This is a genomic window from Pseudomonas sp. MG-9 (assembly GCF_018729515.1).
Taxonomy (GTDB): Bacteria; Pseudomonadota; Gammaproteobacteria; order Pseudomonadales; family Pseudomonadaceae; genus Aquipseudomonas; species Aquipseudomonas serboccidentalis.
Window position 1 is genome coordinate 228273 of sequence record NZ_JAHHZH010000005.1, and the last position, 16091, is coordinate 244363.

Annotated in this window: 22 protein-coding genes; 11 read left to right on the top strand and 11 right to left on the bottom strand. The window is 59.7% G+C overall.

The annotated features are described in order from the left end of the window. Window positions 1–73: 73 nt before the first annotated feature. Window positions 74–418: a YegP family protein gene (locus KKQ10_RS14875; protein ID WP_215501526.1), complete on the top strand. Its 345-nt coding sequence runs from the start codon at window positions 74–76 to the stop codon at window positions 416–418. A gap of 131 nt (window positions 419–549) precedes the next feature. Here KKQ10_RS14875 and KKQ10_RS14880 read toward each other — a convergent pair whose 3' ends face one another. Further along, window positions 550–1434, bottom strand: coding sequence for a dihydrodipicolinate synthase family protein (locus KKQ10_RS14880; RefSeq protein ID WP_215501699.1), 885 nt, complete (start codon window positions 1432–1434; stop codon window positions 550–552). Window positions 1435–1456: 22 nt separating this feature from the next. Beyond that, the gene (locus KKQ10_RS14885) at window positions 1457–2239 is read right to left on the bottom strand and encodes an aldolase (protein ID WP_215501527.1); all 783 of its coding nucleotides are present in this window, start codon (window positions 2237–2239) and stop codon (window positions 1457–1459) included. 106 nt (window positions 2240–2345) lie between these two features. Between KKQ10_RS14885 and KKQ10_RS14890 the strand changes: the two genes are divergently transcribed. Next, the gene (locus tag KKQ10_RS14890) at window positions 2346–2888 is read left to right on the top strand and encodes a helix-turn-helix domain-containing protein (protein WP_127649707.1); all 543 of its coding nucleotides are present in this window, start codon (window positions 2346–2348) and stop codon (window positions 2886–2888) included. 101 nt (window positions 2889–2989) lie between these two features. Here KKQ10_RS14890 and KKQ10_RS14895 read toward each other — a convergent pair whose 3' ends face one another. Further along, window positions 2990–4009, bottom strand: coding sequence for a DUF4917 family protein (locus KKQ10_RS14895; protein WP_215501528.1), 1020 nt, complete (start codon window positions 4007–4009; stop codon window positions 2990–2992). A 153-nt stretch (window positions 4010–4162) separates the two neighbouring features. Between KKQ10_RS14895 and yiaY the strand changes: the two genes are divergently transcribed. Next, a complete protein-coding gene (gene yiaY / locus KKQ10_RS14900) occupies window positions 4163–5311 on the top strand; it encodes an L-threonine dehydrogenase (protein WP_215501529.1) in 1149 nt (382 codons plus the stop codon). 149 nt (window positions 5312–5460) lie between these two features. Here yiaY and KKQ10_RS14905 read toward each other — a convergent pair whose 3' ends face one another. Further along, window positions 5461–5946 carry a DMT family transporter gene (locus KKQ10_RS14905; RefSeq protein ID WP_215501530.1) on the bottom strand — a complete coding sequence of 162 codons (486 nt, stop codon included), beginning with the start codon at window positions 5944–5946 and terminating at the stop codon, window positions 5461–5463. A gap of 77 nt (window positions 5947–6023) precedes the next feature. Between KKQ10_RS14905 and KKQ10_RS14910 the strand changes: the two genes are divergently transcribed. Next, window positions 6024–6938, top strand: a complete 915-nt coding sequence (locus tag KKQ10_RS14910) for a LysR family transcriptional regulator (protein ID WP_215501531.1) — start codon at window positions 6024–6026, stop codon at window positions 6936–6938. A 7-nt stretch (window positions 6939–6945) separates the two neighbouring features. Here KKQ10_RS14910 and KKQ10_RS14915 read toward each other — a convergent pair whose 3' ends face one another. After that, entirely contained in the window at window positions 6946–7230 is a 285-nt protein-coding gene (locus tag KKQ10_RS14915; protein ID WP_215501532.1) for a type II toxin-antitoxin system RelE/ParE family toxin, read from the bottom strand. Continuing rightward, window positions 7220–7459 (bottom strand): type II toxin-antitoxin system RelB family antitoxin, encoded by a 240-nt coding sequence (relB, locus tag KKQ10_RS14920; RefSeq protein WP_215501533.1) that lies wholly within the window; start codon window positions 7457–7459, stop codon window positions 7220–7222. Before relB ends, KKQ10_RS14915 begins: the two co-directional genes overlap by 11 nt. Window positions 7460–7567: 108 nt before the next feature. On the opposite strand from relB, the gene KKQ10_RS14925 reads away from it, so the two are divergent. The 6 genes from KKQ10_RS14925 (at window position 7568) to KKQ10_RS14950 (ending at window position 11703) form a co-directional block, all read left to right on the top strand. Continuing rightward, window positions 7568–8284 (top strand): PA3715 family protein, encoded by a 717-nt coding sequence (locus KKQ10_RS14925; RefSeq protein ID WP_215501534.1) that lies wholly within the window; start codon window positions 7568–7570, stop codon window positions 8282–8284. 4 nt (window positions 8285–8288) lie between these two features. Next, the gene (gene fos, locus KKQ10_RS14930) at window positions 8289–8705 is read left to right on the top strand and encodes a fosfomycin resistance glutathione transferase (protein ID WP_215501535.1); all 417 of its coding nucleotides are present in this window, start codon (window positions 8289–8291) and stop codon (window positions 8703–8705) included. A 60-nt stretch (window positions 8706–8765) separates the two neighbouring features. Beyond that, window positions 8766–9404, top strand: coding sequence for a LysE family translocator (locus KKQ10_RS14935; protein ID WP_086792039.1), 639 nt, complete (start codon window positions 8766–8768; stop codon window positions 9402–9404). A gap of 80 nt (window positions 9405–9484) precedes the next feature. Next, window positions 9485–10834 (top strand): sensor domain-containing protein, encoded by a 1350-nt coding sequence (locus tag KKQ10_RS14940; RefSeq protein ID WP_215501536.1) that lies wholly within the window; start codon window positions 9485–9487, stop codon window positions 10832–10834. A 117-nt stretch (window positions 10835–10951) separates the two neighbouring features. Next, complete coding sequence (locus KKQ10_RS14945) at window positions 10952–11110, top strand: KGG domain-containing protein (RefSeq protein WP_003222499.1); 159 nt, start codon at window positions 10952–10954, stop codon at window positions 11108–11110. A 74-nt stretch (window positions 11111–11184) separates the two neighbouring features. Further along, window positions 11185–11703, top strand: a complete 519-nt coding sequence (locus KKQ10_RS14950) for a DUF4142 domain-containing protein (RefSeq protein ID WP_215501537.1) — start codon at window positions 11185–11187, stop codon at window positions 11701–11703. A gap of 91 nt (window positions 11704–11794) precedes the next feature. On the opposite strand, the gene KKQ10_RS14955 is transcribed toward KKQ10_RS14950, so the two are convergent. The 3 genes from KKQ10_RS14955 to KKQ10_RS14965 all read right to left on the bottom strand — a co-directional run bounded on the left by KKQ10_RS14955 (window position 11795) and on the right by KKQ10_RS14965 (window position 13493). Next, window positions 11795–12205 carry a low affinity iron permease family protein gene (locus KKQ10_RS14955; protein ID WP_127649718.1) on the bottom strand — a complete coding sequence of 137 codons (411 nt, stop codon included), beginning with the start codon at window positions 12203–12205 and terminating at the stop codon, window positions 11795–11797. A gap of 120 nt (window positions 12206–12325) precedes the next feature. Continuing rightward, window positions 12326–12865: an AidA/PixA family protein gene (locus tag KKQ10_RS14960; RefSeq protein WP_215501538.1), complete on the bottom strand. Its 540-nt coding sequence runs from the start codon at window positions 12863–12865 to the stop codon at window positions 12326–12328. A 124-nt stretch (window positions 12866–12989) separates the two neighbouring features. Further along, a complete protein-coding gene (locus KKQ10_RS14965) occupies window positions 12990–13493 on the bottom strand; it encodes an inclusion body family protein (protein ID WP_215501539.1) in 504 nt (167 codons plus the stop codon). A 374-nt stretch (window positions 13494–13867) separates the two neighbouring features. On the opposite strand from KKQ10_RS14965, the gene tam reads away from it, so the two are divergent. Continuing rightward, on the top strand, window positions 13868–14638 hold the full coding sequence (tam, locus tag KKQ10_RS14970) for a trans-aconitate 2-methyltransferase (protein WP_215501540.1): 771 nt from the start codon (window positions 13868–13870) through the stop codon (window positions 14636–14638). Window positions 14639–14763: 125 nt separating this feature from the next. Here the strand turns inward: tam and KKQ10_RS14975 are convergent, their stop codons facing one another. Both KKQ10_RS14975 and KKQ10_RS14980 read right to left on the bottom strand, forming a co-directional pair. Beyond that, window positions 14764–15492 (bottom strand): class I SAM-dependent methyltransferase, encoded by a 729-nt coding sequence (locus KKQ10_RS14975; RefSeq protein WP_215501541.1) that lies wholly within the window; start codon window positions 15490–15492, stop codon window positions 14764–14766. 149 nt (window positions 15493–15641) lie between these two features. Next, window positions 15642–16049, bottom strand: a complete 408-nt coding sequence (locus KKQ10_RS14980) for a type II toxin-antitoxin system HicB family antitoxin (protein ID WP_047292246.1) — start codon at window positions 16047–16049, stop codon at window positions 15642–15644. Window positions 16050–16091 lie beyond the last annotated feature (42 nt).

Genomic DNA, 16091 nt, shown 5'->3' on the forward strand with positions numbered 1-16091 from the left:
TCAGGCGACAGAAGTCTGAGACTGGTCTTTACTTCGAAGCGCGAAACCTCTCAATCGCCAAGGAGAAACGAGCATGTCCGGATGGTACGAAGTGAGCAAAAGCAGCAACGGTCAGTTCAGGTTTGTGCTGAAGGCCGCCAACGCCGAAACCATTCTCACCAGCGAGCTCTACACCACCCGCGCGGCAGCCGACAACGGCATTGCCTCGGTGCAGACCAACAGCCCGCTGGATGAACGCTACGAGAAAAAGACCACCAAGGATGGCCATCCTTACTTCAACCTCAAGGCCGCCAACCACCAGATCATCGGTAGCAGCGAATCCTATTCGTCTGAGGCGGCGTGCGACAAAGGCATCGCCAGCGTCAAGACCAACGGGCCGAGCAAAACGATCAAGGACAAGACGTTGCCGGTGCTCTGAATCCAGCACATCCCTCTGTAGGCGCTGCGGCACGCTGCGATCTTTTGATCTTTGATTGTAAAGATCAGGATCAAAAGATCGCAGCCTCGTTTCACTCGACAGCTCCTACAGGTTTTTTGTTTTGCCTGAGATCAGCGCAGGGTCTTGAGGATCGCTTGCAACTGACCTTGCCCTGCCTCACTCAACGGGAACACCGGCAAGCGTGGATCGCCCACTTCAAGCCCCGTCTGACACAATCCAGCCTTGATCGTCGCCGGCAAACCGCCCTTGAGAATGAAGTCCAGCAGCGGCAACTGGCGATAGAACAGTTCGCGCGCACGGTCCAGATCACCTGCCAACGATGCGGCGTACAGGTCCAGGTTCAGTTGCGGGATCAGGTTCGGCGCGGCGGTGCACCAACCCTTGGCCCCGGCGGCAAACGCCTCCAGCGCCAGCGGATTGCAGCCGTTGTAGAACGGCACCTGACTTTCGCCGAGCAATTGCAGCTTGTGCATGCGCTGAATGTCGCCGGTACTCTCCTTGACCATGGTCACGTTTTCCACGCCGTTGACGATGCGCAGAATCAGCTCCACCGACATGTCGGTGCCGCTGGTGGCCGGGTTGTTGTAGAGCATGATCGGCACGCCGATGCTGTCGCCGATCGCACGGTAGTGAGCAAGAATCTCCGCTTCGCTGAGCTTCCAGTACGAGGCTGGCAGCACCATCACCACGTCAGCGCCGTGGGCTTCGGCGAAGCGTGCGCGGCGGATGGCTTTGGCGGTGGTCAGATCGGACACGCTGACGATGGTCGGCACCCGTTTGGCGACGTGCTTGATGCTGAACCCGGCGACTTGATCCCACTCGGCGTCACTCAGGTAGGCGCCTTCGCCGGTGCTGCCCAGCGGGGCGATGGCGTGGACGCCGCTGTCGATCAGGCGATCGATCGATTGGCCGAGGGCAGGTAGGTCGAGGCCTTCGCCGTTGGCGCCGAACGGGGTGATGGTGTAGCCGATGATGCCGTGAATGTTGGACATGATGAGTCTCCGGAAAAAGCTGAAATCAGTTCAGGCAATCGGCGTGTTGGCGCAGGTTCTGCCGAGCGTAGTAGTTGAAAGCGGCGGCGTGGCGTTTGGGCTTCGACACCCAGTCATGGGCCTCGCGCCCCAACGCCGGAATGATCGGCTTGATCTCGCCGGCCGCCATCGCCAGCAATTGCAGCCTGGCGGCGCGCTCGATCAGTTGGGCGATGACACAGGCTTCTTCAATCGTGATGCCGGTCGACAGCTGGCCGTGGTGCGAGAGCAGAATCGCGCGCTTGTCGCCCAGTGCTCCAGCGATCAGTTCGCCTTCTTCGTTACCCACCGGTACCCCCGGCCAGCCTTCGAGAAACGCGCAGTCGTCGTACAGTGGGCACAGGTCCATGTGGGAAATCTGCAGCGGCACTTCCAGCATCGACAGCGCGGCAATGTGCGTCGGGTGCGTGTGGATGATGCAGTTCACGTCCGGCCGGGCGCGGTAGACCCAGCTGTGGAAACGGTTGGCCGGGTTGGCCATGCCGTGCCCTTCGAGCACTTCCAGGTCTTCGTTGACCAGCAGCAGATTGCTTGCGGTGATTTCATCGAAACCCAGGCCCAGTTGCTGAGTGTAATAGGTGCCGGGTTGCGGGCCGCGCGCCGTGATCTGTCCGGCCAGACCGGAATCGTGACCGCTTTCGAACAGGATCCGGCAGGTCAGCGCCAGCTTTTGCCGGTCAGTCCACGTATTATCCGCCAGGCTTTTTTGCATCTGGGTCAGCGCTTGCTTGACCAGTTGTTCTTTAGGTAGTGCTAATGTCTTGGCCATGTCTGTGTCCTTTGGGTGAGTGCAAATGACACGAAAGAGGCTATATGACACAAAGTGTCATTGGCAAGCACAAATCGTCGCTTCCTCAATGGAATAACCGCTGCGCATGTCTATCCGTTTGAAATTATTGAGAAAAAAACTTGGGGTAACGCTTGAGGCTCTGGCCGAAAAATCCGGCATGACCAAGAGTTACCTGTCGAAAGTCGAGCGTGGGTTGAACACCCCGTCGATCGCTGCAGCGCTGAAACTGGCGAAAGCACTGAACGTGAAGGTTGAAGAACTGTTCTCCGAGGACAACGTCAGCCTCGACAGCTACAGCCTGGTGCGCAGCCACGAACGCCAGTCACTGGCGGCCAACGATCAGAGCCCCGGGTATGCGGTGCTGGCGCATCAGGTCAGCGAACGCAACCTGCTGCCGTTCATCATCTACCCGCCGAGCGAATTCACCGACAAGACCTTCAAGGAGCATATGGGCGAGGAGTTTCTGTTCGTCCACGAAGGGCAGGTGGAAGTGGATTTCATGAACGAGCGGGTGCTGCTGGAGCGTGGCGATGCGCTGCACTTCAATGCGCAAAAGCCACACCGGATCAGGTCGGTGGGCGAGGTGCAGGCGCAGTTGCTGGTGGTGGTGCACAGCGCCGAAGAATGAAGCAACAAATCAAAAGATCGCAGCCTTCGGCAGCTCCTACAGGGGGAACGCATTCCAACTAATGTAGGAGCTGCCGAAGGCTGCGATCTTTTGATCTTGCTTTAAACCTCGACGGGAACCGAAAGCTCCGGATTCCCCAACGCATGCGTCTTCGAATCAAAGAACCGCAACGCAACCCCAGTCCCTTCAAACACCTTCGCGTAATGCCGCTTCTGATGCTGAATGAACGCCGCACTGCGCGGATAAATCGAGATCGCCACGGTCTTCGGTTTCGCCAACCGCAAGGCGCGCACAATATGAGCGTCCTGCTCGCCCAAGGCATGGCCGAAGATGCACAGACTGTCGCCATGCCCCAGTAACTGCTCATAGCAGAACGACAGATAATCCGAGCTGCGGATAGTCTTGAGCTTGTCTGCGCTCGGCCCTTCGTTGACGAACAGCGGCACATCGTCCAGCGTCTTGATCGTGTTGTTGATCGCGAAACTGCCGAGCAGGGTGCCCTCGGTCGAGGTCAGTTTGCGCGCGGTGCCGTCCTGATTGCGCACCAGGTGCAGGCCGCCGTGCAGGTACAGCAAGTGCGGTTTGGCGCTGGTGCTTTCGCTCAGGTCGAAACTGGCGTCGGGACCGTTGAACAGGTCGTCGATGGCCTCGCTCTGGTGCTGGATCGCCCAGTAATTGAGCAGGTCGTAATTGGTGGTGAACACCGTGCGATAGCGCGCCAGTTCTTCGTTGAGCGTCGCCAGGGTTGTGGCCTGCACCAGTCGCCACGGGATGTGCACCGCGTGCACGGTGTTGATCAGCGCTTCCTTGATCGCGTAGTAGCGATTGCGCGGTGCGGCCGAGCTGACGGCCAGCGCCTTGTTGACCCGGCTGGTGGTTTTCAGCGCGCCGAGCACTTGCTCGAAGCTGCGTGTCTGCATCGCGTCGAACACGCTCAGTTCCGACGGGCTCAGCGGTTTCTCTTCCACCGTGCGCGCGTTTTCGAACAGCGAGTCGTAGCCGAAGTCGTCCCACACCGCGCGGCTGGCGCCATTGCCCACCAGCAGACCATTGAAGTCGGCGGTGGCGCGCAGGGCGCTCCAGTCTTCGAGGGTGGCGTCGACATCCAGAAAATCGGTCATTGCGTGGGCAGTCTCAAAACAAAGGGCGGATGGACGGCGACTTTATCACGAGCGGGCATTGAGCCAGATCAACATCGGACGTGACCGATCGGTCGATCCTGTGCACATCCGCCGTATCGGAGCAGTCGATTCGGCCCCTGTCAGGAGACGCGCATGAGCAGCACCTTTTTCATTCCGGCCGTAAACATCATGGGCAATGGATGCCTCGACGAAGCCATGGTTGCGATTCGCAACTACGGGTTTCGCAAGGCGCTGATCGTCACCGACACCGGGCTGGCCAAGGCCGGCGTGGCCACCATGCTTGCCGAGAAACTGGCGATGCAGGACATCGACTCGGTGATCTTCGATGGCGCCAAACCGAACCCGAGCATTGCCAACGTCGAGTCCGGGCTGGGGCTGCTCAAGGAAAGCCGCTGCGATTTCGTGGTGTCGCTGGGCGGTGGTTCGCCCCACGACTGCGCCAAGGGCATTGCGCTGTGTGCGACCAATGGCGGGCAGATCCGCGACTACGAAGGCGTCGATCAATCGAGCAAGCCGCAACTGCCGCTGATCGCCATCAATACCACCGCCGGCACCGCCAGCGAGATGACGCGTTTCTGCATCATCACCGACGAATCGCGCCACGTGAAAATGGCCATCGTCGACCGCAACGTCACGCCGCTGCTGTCGGTCAATGACCCGGCGCTGATGGTCGCCATGCCGAAAAGCCTGACTGCCGCCACCGGCATGGACGCGCTGACCCACGCCATTGAAGCCTACGTTTCGACTGCGGCCAACCCGATCACCGACGCCTGTGCGCTGAAGGCCATGACCTTGATCAGCAACAACCTGCGTTTGGCTGTGCGTGACGGCAGCGACCTCGCGGCGCGGGAGAACATGGCTTATGCGCAGTTCCTCGCCGGGATGGCGTTCAACAATGCGTCGCTCGGCTACGTGCACGCGATGGCGCACCAGTTGGGCGGTTTCTACGACTTGCCCCATGGCGTGTGCAACGCCGTGTTGCTGCCGCATGTGCAGACCTTCAACGCGCTGGTCTGCGCCGAACGCCTGACTGACGTGGCCCATGCGATGGGCGCGGACGTTCGCGGTTTCAGCCCGGAAGAGGGCGCACAGGCGGCGATCAACGCAATTCGCTGCCTGGCCAAGGATGTCGACATTCCTGGCGGCCTGCGCGAACTCGGCGCCAAGCTCAGCGACATCCCGGTGCTTGCCATCAATGCGCTGAAAGATGCGTGCGGCCTGACCAACCCGCGAGCGGCGGATCAGCGGCAGATCGAGGAGATTTTCCGCAACGCGTTTTGAAAGGGTACAGCCTCGACAAGTTCTGAGATTTGCGGCGTCACTTCTGACACCATCGCGAGCAGGCTCACTCCTACAGGGGAACGCATTCCAACTGTAGGAGTGAGCCTGCTCGCGATGACTGACTTCCAGACATTGAGTCACTATCTGGATTAACCAACCGCCGCCTCCCTCTCAAACACCCCTCCAAACTGAATCAACACCACCCCGCCAATCAGCAACAACGCCCCCAACACCCGCGACACCGTCAGCTGTTTCTCCACCAGGCCGAACCACCCGAAGTGATCGAGCACCATCGACGCGATCACCTGCCCGGCCAACGCCAACGCGACAAACCCCGACGCGCCGAGCCTAGGCAGCAACATCACCGCCAGCGCCACAAAGCACACGCCAAACGCACCGCCAGCCCACATCCACAACGGTGCCTTGTTGATGGATTCCAGTGACGGCAGCGGCAGGCGCAACGCCAGAATCACCGGCAGCAGCACCAGAACACTCACCAGCAACGAGGCCAAAGTCGCCCACAGCGGATGCCCGAGCCCGCGCGCCAGATTGCTGTTGATCGCACTCTGGAACGGCACCACCGCCCCGGCAAACGCGGCCAGCAACAACAAACCGGTCCACTGCAACGTACTCATGATCAATCTCCAACAGGTTTTGCTGGACTCTAAGGTATTCGTCGAGCAGATTTAAATTCCGTTTTGTCATTCAGAACATGCACAAGATGAATGATCTGCGCCGTATCGACCTCAATCTGCTGGTGATCCTCGACGCCTTGCTCAGCGAGCAACACGTCACCCGCGCCGCCGAGCGTCTGCACCTGAGCCAGCCGGCGGTCAGTCATGCGTTGGCGCGATTGCGCGACTTGCTTGGCGATCCACTGCTGGTGCGTGCCGGCTCGACTCTGGTGCCCACGGCGCGAGCGCTGGAGCTGGTTGCGCCGCTGGCCGAAGCGCTCGCCCAAGTGCAATCGCTGCTGGCGCCGAACGCCTTCGACCCGGCCAGCGCGCGGCGGACCTTTCGCGTGGCGATGTCCGACTACGGGGCAGCGATCATCCTGCCCGGGCTGATTCGCACCCTGCGCCGCGAAGCCCCGGGCATCGACCTGCAAATCAGCCACGCCAGCCGCGAAGGCATGCTGGAAGGCGTGCTCAACGGCGATATCGATGTGGCCGCCGGCGTGTTTCCGGAAATGCCCAACGAGTTGCGCAGCACGCCGCTGTTCGAGGAGCGCTACGTCTGCCTGCTGGATCGCCGCACCTTGCCGGCCGATGGGGTTCTGGATCTGCCGACGTACCTGTCGCGCCCGCACGTCTTGCTGGAAATGCGCGGCAGCGGCACCCCGGAAATCGAACGGGCGCTGACCTCACTGCGCGAGCGCCGCCGCGTCGCCATCAGCCTGCCGCACTGGAACGTCGCGCCAGAGCTGATCAGCGGTACCGATTTGATCCTCACCGTGTCGTCGCGCAGTGTGCGTGAGATCGATCAGCAGGAACTGATTGTGTTGCCACCACCGTTCGAGATCGCGCCGTTCACCTTTGTGTTGGCATGGCACAAGCGACGAGGGGCGGATCAGGCGTTGAACTGGTTGAATCGCAGGATTGAGGAGGGGATGAGGAGTGATGCTTGAGTATCCATTACCACATGCTGGGAGGAAACCGGCGAGTATGGAATATGCGCAGAACCTGGAGTCGGCCCTGACGAACCCGGTATGGAATCAGATAGGGGCGATCAGGTAGCGCCCATTCTCTTGTTCCGGCCAGACGCCCCTCGCGTCCGGAGGCAGGAAATCGGGCGAGATGATCGACGCAGTCGAGGATGGCTTGGACGAACTCTGAAGCAGCTTTCGGATTTTCAATCGCGATGTAGGCCGCTTCGTCATCGAGATTTTTTAGCGCGGTACGTAGCCACTCAACGCGCATTGGCATTCCATTTGTTGGCGATGGTGCTGACTTCATCGGCAGAAGCGAAGTCTCCGGCGTCGGCTTCTTTCAACGCTTGCTGGATCTCTTCGATTTGCCAGGCTTCCCGCGCGAGATACTCGCGAAGCGCATCCACTGCCAGATAAGACTTGCTACGCCCGGTCGCCTTGGCGAGGTTGGCGAGGGTGTCGGCAATTTCATCGGGAAGACGCAAAGACATGACGGACATGATGGTCTCGGTGTAGTGGTTTGTAGTGCAACATACTACAGCGTCATACTTGAACCTGGGTGCCATTCGTCTAACAGCCGCGCACCAGACATTTATCAAGGAAGAAACATGACCTTCAAAAACACGTTCCTCTTGGCTTTCACATTGCTGGCCATCACCACCCAAGCCCAGGCCGCGTGCACCACCAAGAGTTTCGACGGTAAATCCATGTCGCGCTGCAACGTCTGGCCGGCGTTCCCGAGTCAGGCGATCTCGGTCAAGTCCACCTACCTCGCCGATTCCGGTGGGGACGATGCCGGGGTGTTCGATCTGGATCTGGCGATACTCAATGCGAGCAACGCCAAACCGATCGCCACCTACCATAAGCCGGGCGCCTATAACTCCGATGCTGTGCAGCTGGACGATGTGCGCATTGATACGGCGCGCTACCGACTGACGCCGGACGTCCGGGCTTTTGGGCTGCGAGCGAAATTCGTGCACAGTTCCCATGCCATTCCCTACGAGAAGACTGATCTGGCGCTGTATGTGCGCGAAGGTGACAGCCTGCGCCCGGTGCTTGAAGGCCTGGTGGTGTTCAAGGACAACGGTGAGTTCATGAATGACTGCGAGGGCTACAGCAAAAAAATCCGCAGGACGCTCGAGATCGCTCCATCGAGCCACAATGGTTTCGCCGATCTGATCGTCACCACCAGCGGCAGCAAAATGAAAAACACCCAATCCGCAAGTCAGTGCGTTTCGAAAACCACCGAGCTGAAGAAAAAGCAGATCACCCTGACGTACGATGGCCAACAGTACAACGTCCCTGAAGACCTCAGAGGTTACTGACCCCATGCTCACCGGCCTCAACCACCTGACCCTCGCCGTCAGCGACTTGCCCCGCAGCCTGGCGTTCTATCGTGATGTGCTGAATCTGCGCGTCGAAGCCACGTGGGACGCCGGTGCCTACCTGTCGCTGCCGGGGCTGTGGTTGTGTCTGTCGCTGGATGCGCAGCGCGGCGCCGAACCATCCGTCGACTACACGCATTACGCCTTCAGCCTCGATCAGGCGGATTTTCCGGCGTTCACTCAAAAGCTGAAAGCGGCCAACGTGCGGGAATGGCGCGACAACCGCAGCGAAGGTGCGTCGTTCTACTTTCTTGACCCGGACGGGCACAAGCTCGAAGCCCACGTCGGCGATTTGGCATCGCGACTGGTAGCCTGTCGGTTGAAACCGTATGCGGGCATGCGTTTTTACGACGAGCCGTGAACAGACACATTGCGCTGATATAGACTGGCCATCATTTGTGCTGGCGCCTGCAGGTATTTCATGACTCCATCGCTGCTTATGGCCGTTCTGGCTTCGGGTTTCATCTATGGCATCACGCCGGGGCCGGGGGTGCTGGCGGTGTTCGGCATCGGCGCGGCGCATGGTCGGCGCGCCGGGGCGGGGTTTCTCTGTGGACACCTGCTCGGCGATGTGGTCTGGTGCAGCACCGCGTTGATTGCGATCGTCGGCGCCCGGGAGATCGGCAGCACCGCGTTCGATGTGCTCGGCGTGCTCAGCGGCTTGTACCTGTTCTGGCTCGGCTGGCGGGCGGTGCGGGCCCAGCGGCGCAGCGATGATCAGCCGCAGGGCGCGGCGCGCCAGCCGTTCTGGCACGGCATCCTGTTCGGCCTGACCAATCCCAAGGCCTACCCGGTGGCGGTGGCGACCTTTACCGCGCTGCTGTCGAGCCGCGCCGAACTGCTCAACTGGTCGATGCTGCCAGCGCTGATCGCCCTGAGCTTTCTCGGCGGATTGCTGGCTTACGCTATTTTGATTGGGGTTGTCGGTGCCCGACGGGTGCGCACGCTGTATCAACGCCATGAACTCATGATCACGCGCCTGTGCGGGGTGATGTTCATCGGTTTTGCGATCAACGCGCTGGTGCATGCGCTGCCGGGATTGCTGCCGAACAAGGCTTGACGCTGGATGCATGGACGCGGGATCAAAAGGGTCAGGGATGGTGGATTATTGCTGCATAGCCCGGACACCCACGCTGAACCATGGAAAGCCGAAATTCCGCGCCGTTGGCAAGTTATATGGACCTGTTGCTGGACGCCGTCTGCGCCGTCGACAAGCAAGGCCGTTTCGTTTTTGTCAGTGCGGCTTGCGAGCGCATTTTCGGTTACACGCCTGACGAGTTGATCGGCCGGCCGATGATCGAACTGGTGCATCCGGCAGACCGCCAGCGCACCCTCGCCGCCGCCCGCGACATCATGGGCGGCGAGCCCAAGCACAACTTTGAAAACCGCTACGTGCGCAAGGACGGGCGCATCGTGCACATCCTGTGGTCGGCGCGCTGGTCCGAGGTCGATCAACTGCGCATCGCCGTGGCCCGCGACATCACCGAACGCAAGCAGGCCGAATCACGGCAGGCGGCGCTGTATGCGATTTCCGAAGCGGCGCACGTGGCCGAAGACCTGCTGGCACTGTTCAAGCGTATTCACCTGATCATCGGCGAATGGCTGCCGGCGCTGAATTTCTCCGTGGCGCTGTACGACGAGCGCTGCGCGCAGCTGAATTTTCCCTATCACGTCGACGATCATGAGTTGCAGCCTGAGCAACCGGGCACCGTCACCGGCCGCCTGTGCGCGGAAGTTGTGCGCAGCGGCCAGCCGATTTTGCTGACACCGGACAGCCCCGACTCCCCACCCGATTTCGCGGCGCTGGTGGCCGGACAGGATTCACCGTGCTGGCTCGGGGTGCCGCTGAACTCGAAAAACGGCACCATCGGCGCGCTGATCGTCAAAAGCCTGCCGGGCGGTGAGCGTTACACCGAACAGGACAAGGAACTGCTGCAATACGTTTGCGCCCAGATCGCCACCGCCATCGAGCGTCAGCAGTTGCACGCGCGGCTCAAGCGCATGGCGCAGTACGATCAGTTGACCCAGTTGCCCAATCGCGAACTGCTGAAGGACCGCCTCAAGGCGGCGCTGACTTGCGCCCGGGATGCCTCGGGGAACATGGCGTTGCTGTACGTCGATCTGGATCGCTTCAAGCAGGTCAACGACACCTTCGGTCACGCGGTCGGCGACATGCTGCTGCAGACGGTGGCGAGTCGGCTCAAGGGCTGTGTGCGCGATACCGATACCGTGGCGCGCATTGGTGGCGACGAATTCGTGGTGCTGTTGCACAGCGTGCACGCCGCCGAAGACGCCGACAGCGTGGCGGCAAAGATCCGACAGGTGCTGGTGCAACCGATGCGCCTGGACGGCCATGACCTGCATATCGAGCCGAGTATCGGCGTGGCCCGCTACCCCGAACATGGCCGCGAGGAACAACAACTGTTCCGGCATGCCGACCAGGCGATGTATGCCGCCAAACGCCTCAACCATCGGGTGATGGATATCTGAAAATTGCGCGCCGTTCGTCGCGGCGCCGGCAACTTTTCTAAACCTTTGTCGGTCCGGCAATTCTCAATCTAGGCGGGCACTTGCTCGCCAACGATCAACTCCAAGAGGAAGAGAATCATGCCTAATTCAAGAAACTCGAACTCGGGAAACTTTGCCAACGATCGAACGAAGGCGTCTGAAGCCGGTCGCAAGGGTGGGAAAACCACCACCACGACGGTCGATAAAGAGCCTGCGAAAACCGAAATGGGTCGCAAGCCTGCGCAGAAATCGAAGTAGTCGGTGAGGTCGTTTTGATTGAGAGGCGGGGGCGCAAGCTCCCGCTTGAATTTGAAGAGAAGGAGGGCGCGACCATGAGCCGGATGGCCACCCAGGTACGTCGTTTCAGTTTTGTCACGTTGTTGGGACTGTTCGCCAGCAGTGCGTTCGCCAGCGGCGCCGCTGCCCAGTCGCCTGCCGATTTCATCAACGATGCTTCGGCCAAAGGCATGGCCGACATCGAAGCCAGTCGCCTGGCGCATCAGAAGTCCGAATCCAAAGAGGTCAAGGACTACACCATCGTCGTCATCAATGACCGCACCACGGCCAACCAGCATCTGGCGAAGATCGCGAAGAAACTCGACCTGCCGGTCGCTCCCCGTGAAGAAATCGCCGACAAGGCCAAAACCATGATCCCGCAGGTCAAGGACGGTGAAACCTTCGATCAGGCCTACGCCGCGAGCCAGGTGAAAGCGACCGAAGAAGCCATCCAGCAGATCCAGCAAGAGGCACAGACCACCGACGTGCCAGAGATCAAGGCATTTGCCGACGAAACCTTGCCGAAGCTGCAAAACCATCTGGAAATGGCTCGGGCGCTGCAAGCCAGCCGTTGATTCCACTCACAATCAAAAGATCGCAGCCTTCGGCAGCTCCTACACCGTTCTATGCAGGAGCTGCCGAAAGCTGCGATCTTTTGATCTGCTTCTAACAGTCATTCAGATCCTGCTTCGGCTTGCTCTTTTCCCCCAGCCCATCAAGGTTGAACACCTCGCTTTCGCCCAGGCTGCGGTAATGCTTGCGCAGCGCCTCCAGTTGCTTGAGGTCCAGCGATTCGAGGCCGAGCATCGCGTTCTGCGCTTCCTTGTTGACGCGCAGCAACTCATCGAGCTTGAGGTGCAGGATGTCGGTGTCGCGGTTCTGCGTGTTCTGGATCAGGAACACCATCAGGAATGTGATGATGGTGGTCGAGGTATTGATGATCAGTTGCCAGGTGTCGTTGTAATCAAATATCGGCCCGCTCAACCCCCACATCCCAATCAGGATCAACGCCCCCATGAAAGTCTTGGGGCTACCGGCCCACAGGGCGAGCTTCTGGGAAATCTTCGCGAATTTCATTGCCGTGTTCCTTATTGGATTTGCCTGAAATTCAGACAGTGACGGCGTTGCGAAAATTCTGTTTTTTGCAGGCGTGTCCCTCAAAAACCGGTCTTGCGACCGGCTTCGACATGAGTATGTTCAGGACGTCAGTTCAACCCCAACCTGCCACCGAAAGAACCCCGCCACCTCACACTGCTGATTGACCAGCATGAAGCCCAACTCGCACTGGGCGGTGCCGGGGGCTTTTGGGGTGCATGTCCAGAAGTGGTCGTCTGCCTTGTGGCTACCAGGCTCGGACGGAGATTCAGGGTTGGGTGCAGGGACGGTGAGGCCGGTGTGAACTTGCAGTTGGGGAGCAGAGAGTACGCTGCTGTTATCGACGGTCATGCGGTAGACAACCACGCTGTGCTCGGCGATCAGGCTGACGCTTCTTGCGCGAAAATGAATGTCACGGTCCATCTCGACAGGGACTTTAGTTGTACTGTCATTTGTAACTATTTTTTTTGAGTTGTTACCCATGGCCAAAAAAACAAATCCATCGTCAACGTCCGTGGGATTCTCCGGATCCTGGCTGGGTGTCGGATAGCGCGAAAGCAGTGATTCGGCATCGATGATCAGCAACACCTTTTGCGCGTTGGTGGCGGTAGTTGAGGGGGACGGGGTCGGTTCGGAAGTCATCATGGATTCCTTTCATGACGTCGCTACAAACGGGCGGCCGCTTCGGTCAAGGCAAGACATCCTGTTCCGGCCGGGGCGGCATCGGATCGGTGGAGCCCCTCGTTGCCAAGGGGCTCGCGCATCGTCAGTTGTGGATGGAAATGAACGGATCCCACGAGCAGCAGCCGATGATCTGGCAGTTGCGGTCGACGATCAGGAAGTGGAAGTGATAGGTCACGCGGCCACAGTCCAGAGTCTCGGATGACCAGTAATGGTTATCGACTTTCTGGCAGCTCGGCACGGATGGATTTTCGCGATTCGGCACTGCAACGCACGCTGTGGCCTTGCGCGGCGAGGGTGGGGAGATCAGTTCGGCCCCTGCGTTGCCGATGAACTTGTAGAAAATCACCGCCTGTTCGAAGCTCTGCGACAGGCTGGTTTCACGCCATCGGATCAGGTCGCCGACCTGCGCCTTGAGATCCAGTTCGCCACCGGCCTGTCCGCTGACGACGTTGTCCTGGTTGGTGACCATGTACACATGATGCCAGTCGATCAGCGTGGGGTTCTTCGGATCCTTGCTGATGTTTGGATACTTTTTCAGAATGGTTTCGGTGTCGATGGAAACCAGAATATCCGTAACTCGAGACATGGTAATGCTCCTTTTTCATAGTGAACGTCGGACTGCAATCCAGGCACGACGACGCTTGCTTGCCGTATGGCTTTTGCGAGCACACTACTGGGGGAACCCATCGGTCATGAGGGACGGGCAGGCCGCGCTCCTTGCACGAATGCATCTGTAATCGGGTTCCTTCCGACTGCCGCAAATTGACTATAGGTAGATTTTTTTAGCTGTCAAAAACGCTTTTGTCTGGCTCGACGGACGGTCGCAAATTACATGACAATCGACGAAACCGAGATAAGCAGGACGTTGGCTGACACCGTTTGCAATGAGTCACTGTGGAACTGCTCGCCGGGCTGCCTGTATCGTGACGAACCGCTGGAATGTCCCGACAGGAGAACGCCATGAGTTGGTCCGCCAAACAATACGTCGCTTTCGAAGATGAACGCACTCGCCCGGCCCGTGATCTGCTGGCAGCGATCCCCACGGCCGAAGCGCGAACGGTGGTTGATATCGGTTGTGGTCCCGGCAACTCGACAGAGCTATTGGTACAGCGTTTTGCGCAGGCAAAAGTCAGTGGCCTGGACAGCTCGCCGGACATGATCGACGCCGCGCGCAAGCGCTTGCCGCAGTTGCAGTTCGAGGTGGCCGAAATCGACCGTTGGGCTGATGCCGGTCCGTTCGATGTGATCTTTGCCAACGCAGTACTGCAGTGGCTGCCGGATCACGCGACGCTGCTGCCGGCGCTGGCCGGTAAAATGTCCCCCGGCGGCAGCCTGGCGATCCAGATGCCGGACAACCTCAACGAGCCTTCCCATCGACTGATGCGTGAAGTCGCCGCCAACGGCCCATGGGCCGCCAAACTGGCAGGCGCTGCCGGGCAGCGCACCGACATGGCGAGCGCCAGCGAGTACTTCTCGATGTTGCGCCCGCACTGTTCACGGGTCGATGTGTGGCGCACCACCTACCACCATCAATTGTCGGGCGGGGCGGCGGGAGTGGTGGAGTGGTTCAAGGGCAGTGGCCTGATTCCGTTTCTGAAGCCGCTGAGCGAAGACGAGCGGGGGCAGTATCTGCAGGAGTATCTGGCGGCGGTTGCCGAGGCGTATCCGGCGTTGGCGGATGGTTCGGTGCTGTTACCGTTTCCGCGGTTGTTCATCGTCGCGACACGCTAAAGACAAACACCTATCCTGTGGCGAGGGAGCTCGCTCCCGCTGGACTGCGTAGCAGGCCCAAGATCTTCGTAGTGCTTCGCCCCCAGCGGGAACAAGCGCCCTCGCCACAATGCGCATTCCGTGAGTTAGCGCTGCACCGCCACCAACATCATCATCGGCCGCTCCCGCTCTTCAGCCAGCGCCGGTTGCGCCGCCACCTCAGCATCGCTCGGGCCCCATTCGTTGACGTGGCGAATTGTGAACCCGGCATCAATCAGCGAATTCAACAGCGTGCCCATCGTGCGGTGCTGCTTGATCACCCCGTCGGCCAGCCAGTTGGTCACCCGCTCACCTTCCATCTGATAACTGTCCAGCGGCCAGCGCTTGCGCCCGTCACTGTCGATCAACCAGCCCGGATTGCGCGGGGCCATGAAGATCGGGTGCTCAATGGAAAACACGAAGTGTGAACCGGGTTTCAGCGCCGCGTACAGATGAGCGAACAGCCCCGGTAAATCCCTGATGTAGTGCAATGCCAGCGAGCTGTAGGCCAGATCGAAACTGCAGGCGGGCAAGTCGAGAAGTTCAAGGTCGGCGCGTTCGTAGCGAATGTTCGCAGCCGTGGTGGTTTCGCGCGCCCGCTCCAGCATCTTTTCCGATACATCCACCCCCAGCACATGGGCGGCGCCGTGTTCACTGGCCCAGCGGCTGAACCAGCCATACCCGCAGCCGAGGTCGACCACATTCAAGTCGTGCATCGATGGCAGCAACGCCTTGAGCGCCGGCCACTCCGGCGCGGCATCGAGGCCGCCGATGGAGCGATTCATCTGGCTGTAACCCTGGAAAAATTCGGGATCGTCATAAATGTTTTGCGTCATGGGAGAAGTGCTCTTTTGAGTTCGATCATCAGCGGCACAGTGGCCGCGTCATGGAGTCCCTCGAAAGTGAAAACGCGTATTCGTCGATGGCCGCGCAGGGGGAGGGTGGTGGGTGATGAGGAAATGCTAGCGGAGAGCCGGAGTCGCATTCAACCTTGCTGCAAGACCTTCAACGCTGCTGAAGCGAGAAATCCCGAACGGCTTTTCTCTTCCGGGTGATGAAGCACGTATTCATCAATGCGGTTGAGCAGATAGCCGGGCAGTGTGATGTTGAGTTTCTGCGCCTTGCCCAGGTATTTGGTGACGTCAATATCAACCACAGCCCAAGCACAGCCCGCGTATTGCGGGTTCGCTACATGCACGCCAAGCTTGCTCGCGGGTGGGATTGGTGCACCGTCCTCGGCCAAAATTTCGAAATGACCCTCAATGGCCTCGCGAGCCATCGCGACGGCATCATCCAGATCATCGCCGGCAGAAAAGCAGCCGGGAATGTCCGGTACTTCCACTCCCCAGGCGTGTTCTTCATCACCTATTGAAATTGCGATCGGGTAAAGCATGTTCGTAGTCCTCCTGGACGCTGTCGGCGGAGTGAGTGAAAG

Bases quoted from the DNA above. Each gene is read 5' to 3' on its own strand.
- KKQ10_RS14960 (WP_215501538.1), bottom strand. From the start codon at position 12,865: ATGACTTCCGAACCGACCCCGTCCCCCTCAACTACCGCCACCAACGCG.
- KKQ10_RS14935 (WP_086792039.1), top strand. From the start codon at position 8,766: ATGACTCCATCGCTGCTTATGGCCGTTCTGGCTTCGGGTTTCATCTAT.
- KKQ10_RS14940 (WP_215501536.1), top strand. From the start codon at position 9,485: ATGGAAAGCCGAAATTCCGCGCCGTTGGCAAGTTATATGGACCTGTTG.
- KKQ10_RS14875 (WP_215501526.1), top strand. From the start codon at position 74: ATGTCCGGATGGTACGAAGTGAGCAAAAGCAGCAACGGTCAGTTCAGG.
- KKQ10_RS14885 (WP_215501527.1), bottom strand. From the start codon at position 2,239: ATGGCCAAGACATTAGCACTACCTAAAGAACAACTGGTCAAGCAAGCG.
- KKQ10_RS14955 (WP_127649718.1), bottom strand. From the start codon at position 12,205: ATGAAATTCGCGAAGATTTCCCAGAAGCTCGCCCTGTGGGCCGGTAGC.
- KKQ10_RS14890 (WP_127649707.1), top strand. From the start codon at position 2,346: ATGTCTATCCGTTTGAAATTATTGAGAAAAAAACTTGGGGTAACGCTT.
- KKQ10_RS14975 (WP_215501541.1), bottom strand. From the start codon at position 15,492: ATGACGCAAAACATTTATGACGATCCCGAATTTTTCCAGGGTTACAGC.
- KKQ10_RS14915 (WP_215501532.1), bottom strand. From the start codon at position 7,230: ATGCGCGTTGAGTGGCTACGTACCGCGCTAAAAAATCTCGATGACGAA.
- KKQ10_RS14910 (WP_215501531.1), top strand. From the start codon at position 6,024: ATGCACAAGATGAATGATCTGCGCCGTATCGACCTCAATCTGCTGGTG.
- KKQ10_RS14980 (WP_047292246.1), bottom strand. From the start codon at position 16,049: ATGCTTTACCCGATCGCAATTTCAATAGGTGATGAAGAACACGCCTGG.
- KKQ10_RS14965 (WP_215501539.1), bottom strand. From the start codon at position 13,493: ATGTCTCGAGTTACGGATATTCTGGTTTCCATCGACACCGAAACCATT.
- fos (WP_215501535.1), top strand. From the start codon at position 8,289: ATGCTCACCGGCCTCAACCACCTGACCCTCGCCGTCAGCGACTTGCCC.
- KKQ10_RS14950 (WP_215501537.1), top strand. From the start codon at position 11,185: ATGAGCCGGATGGCCACCCAGGTACGTCGTTTCAGTTTTGTCACGTTG.
- relB (WP_215501533.1), bottom strand. From the start codon at position 7,459: ATGTCCGTCATGTCTTTGCGTCTTCCCGATGAAATTGCCGACACCCTC.
- KKQ10_RS14905 (WP_215501530.1), bottom strand. From the start codon at position 5,946: ATGAGTACGTTGCAGTGGACCGGTTTGTTGTTGCTGGCCGCGTTTGCC.
- KKQ10_RS14925 (WP_215501534.1), top strand. From the start codon at position 7,568: ATGACCTTCAAAAACACGTTCCTCTTGGCTTTCACATTGCTGGCCATC.
- KKQ10_RS14895 (WP_215501528.1), bottom strand. From the start codon at position 4,009: ATGACCGATTTTCTGGATGTCGACGCCACCCTCGAAGACTGGAGCGCC.
- tam (WP_215501540.1), top strand. From the start codon at position 13,868: ATGAGTTGGTCCGCCAAACAATACGTCGCTTTCGAAGATGAACGCACT.
- yiaY (WP_215501529.1), top strand. From the start codon at position 4,163: ATGAGCAGCACCTTTTTCATTCCGGCCGTAAACATCATGGGCAATGGA.
- KKQ10_RS14945 (WP_003222499.1), top strand. From the start codon at position 10,952: ATGCCTAATTCAAGAAACTCGAACTCGGGAAACTTTGCCAACGATCGA.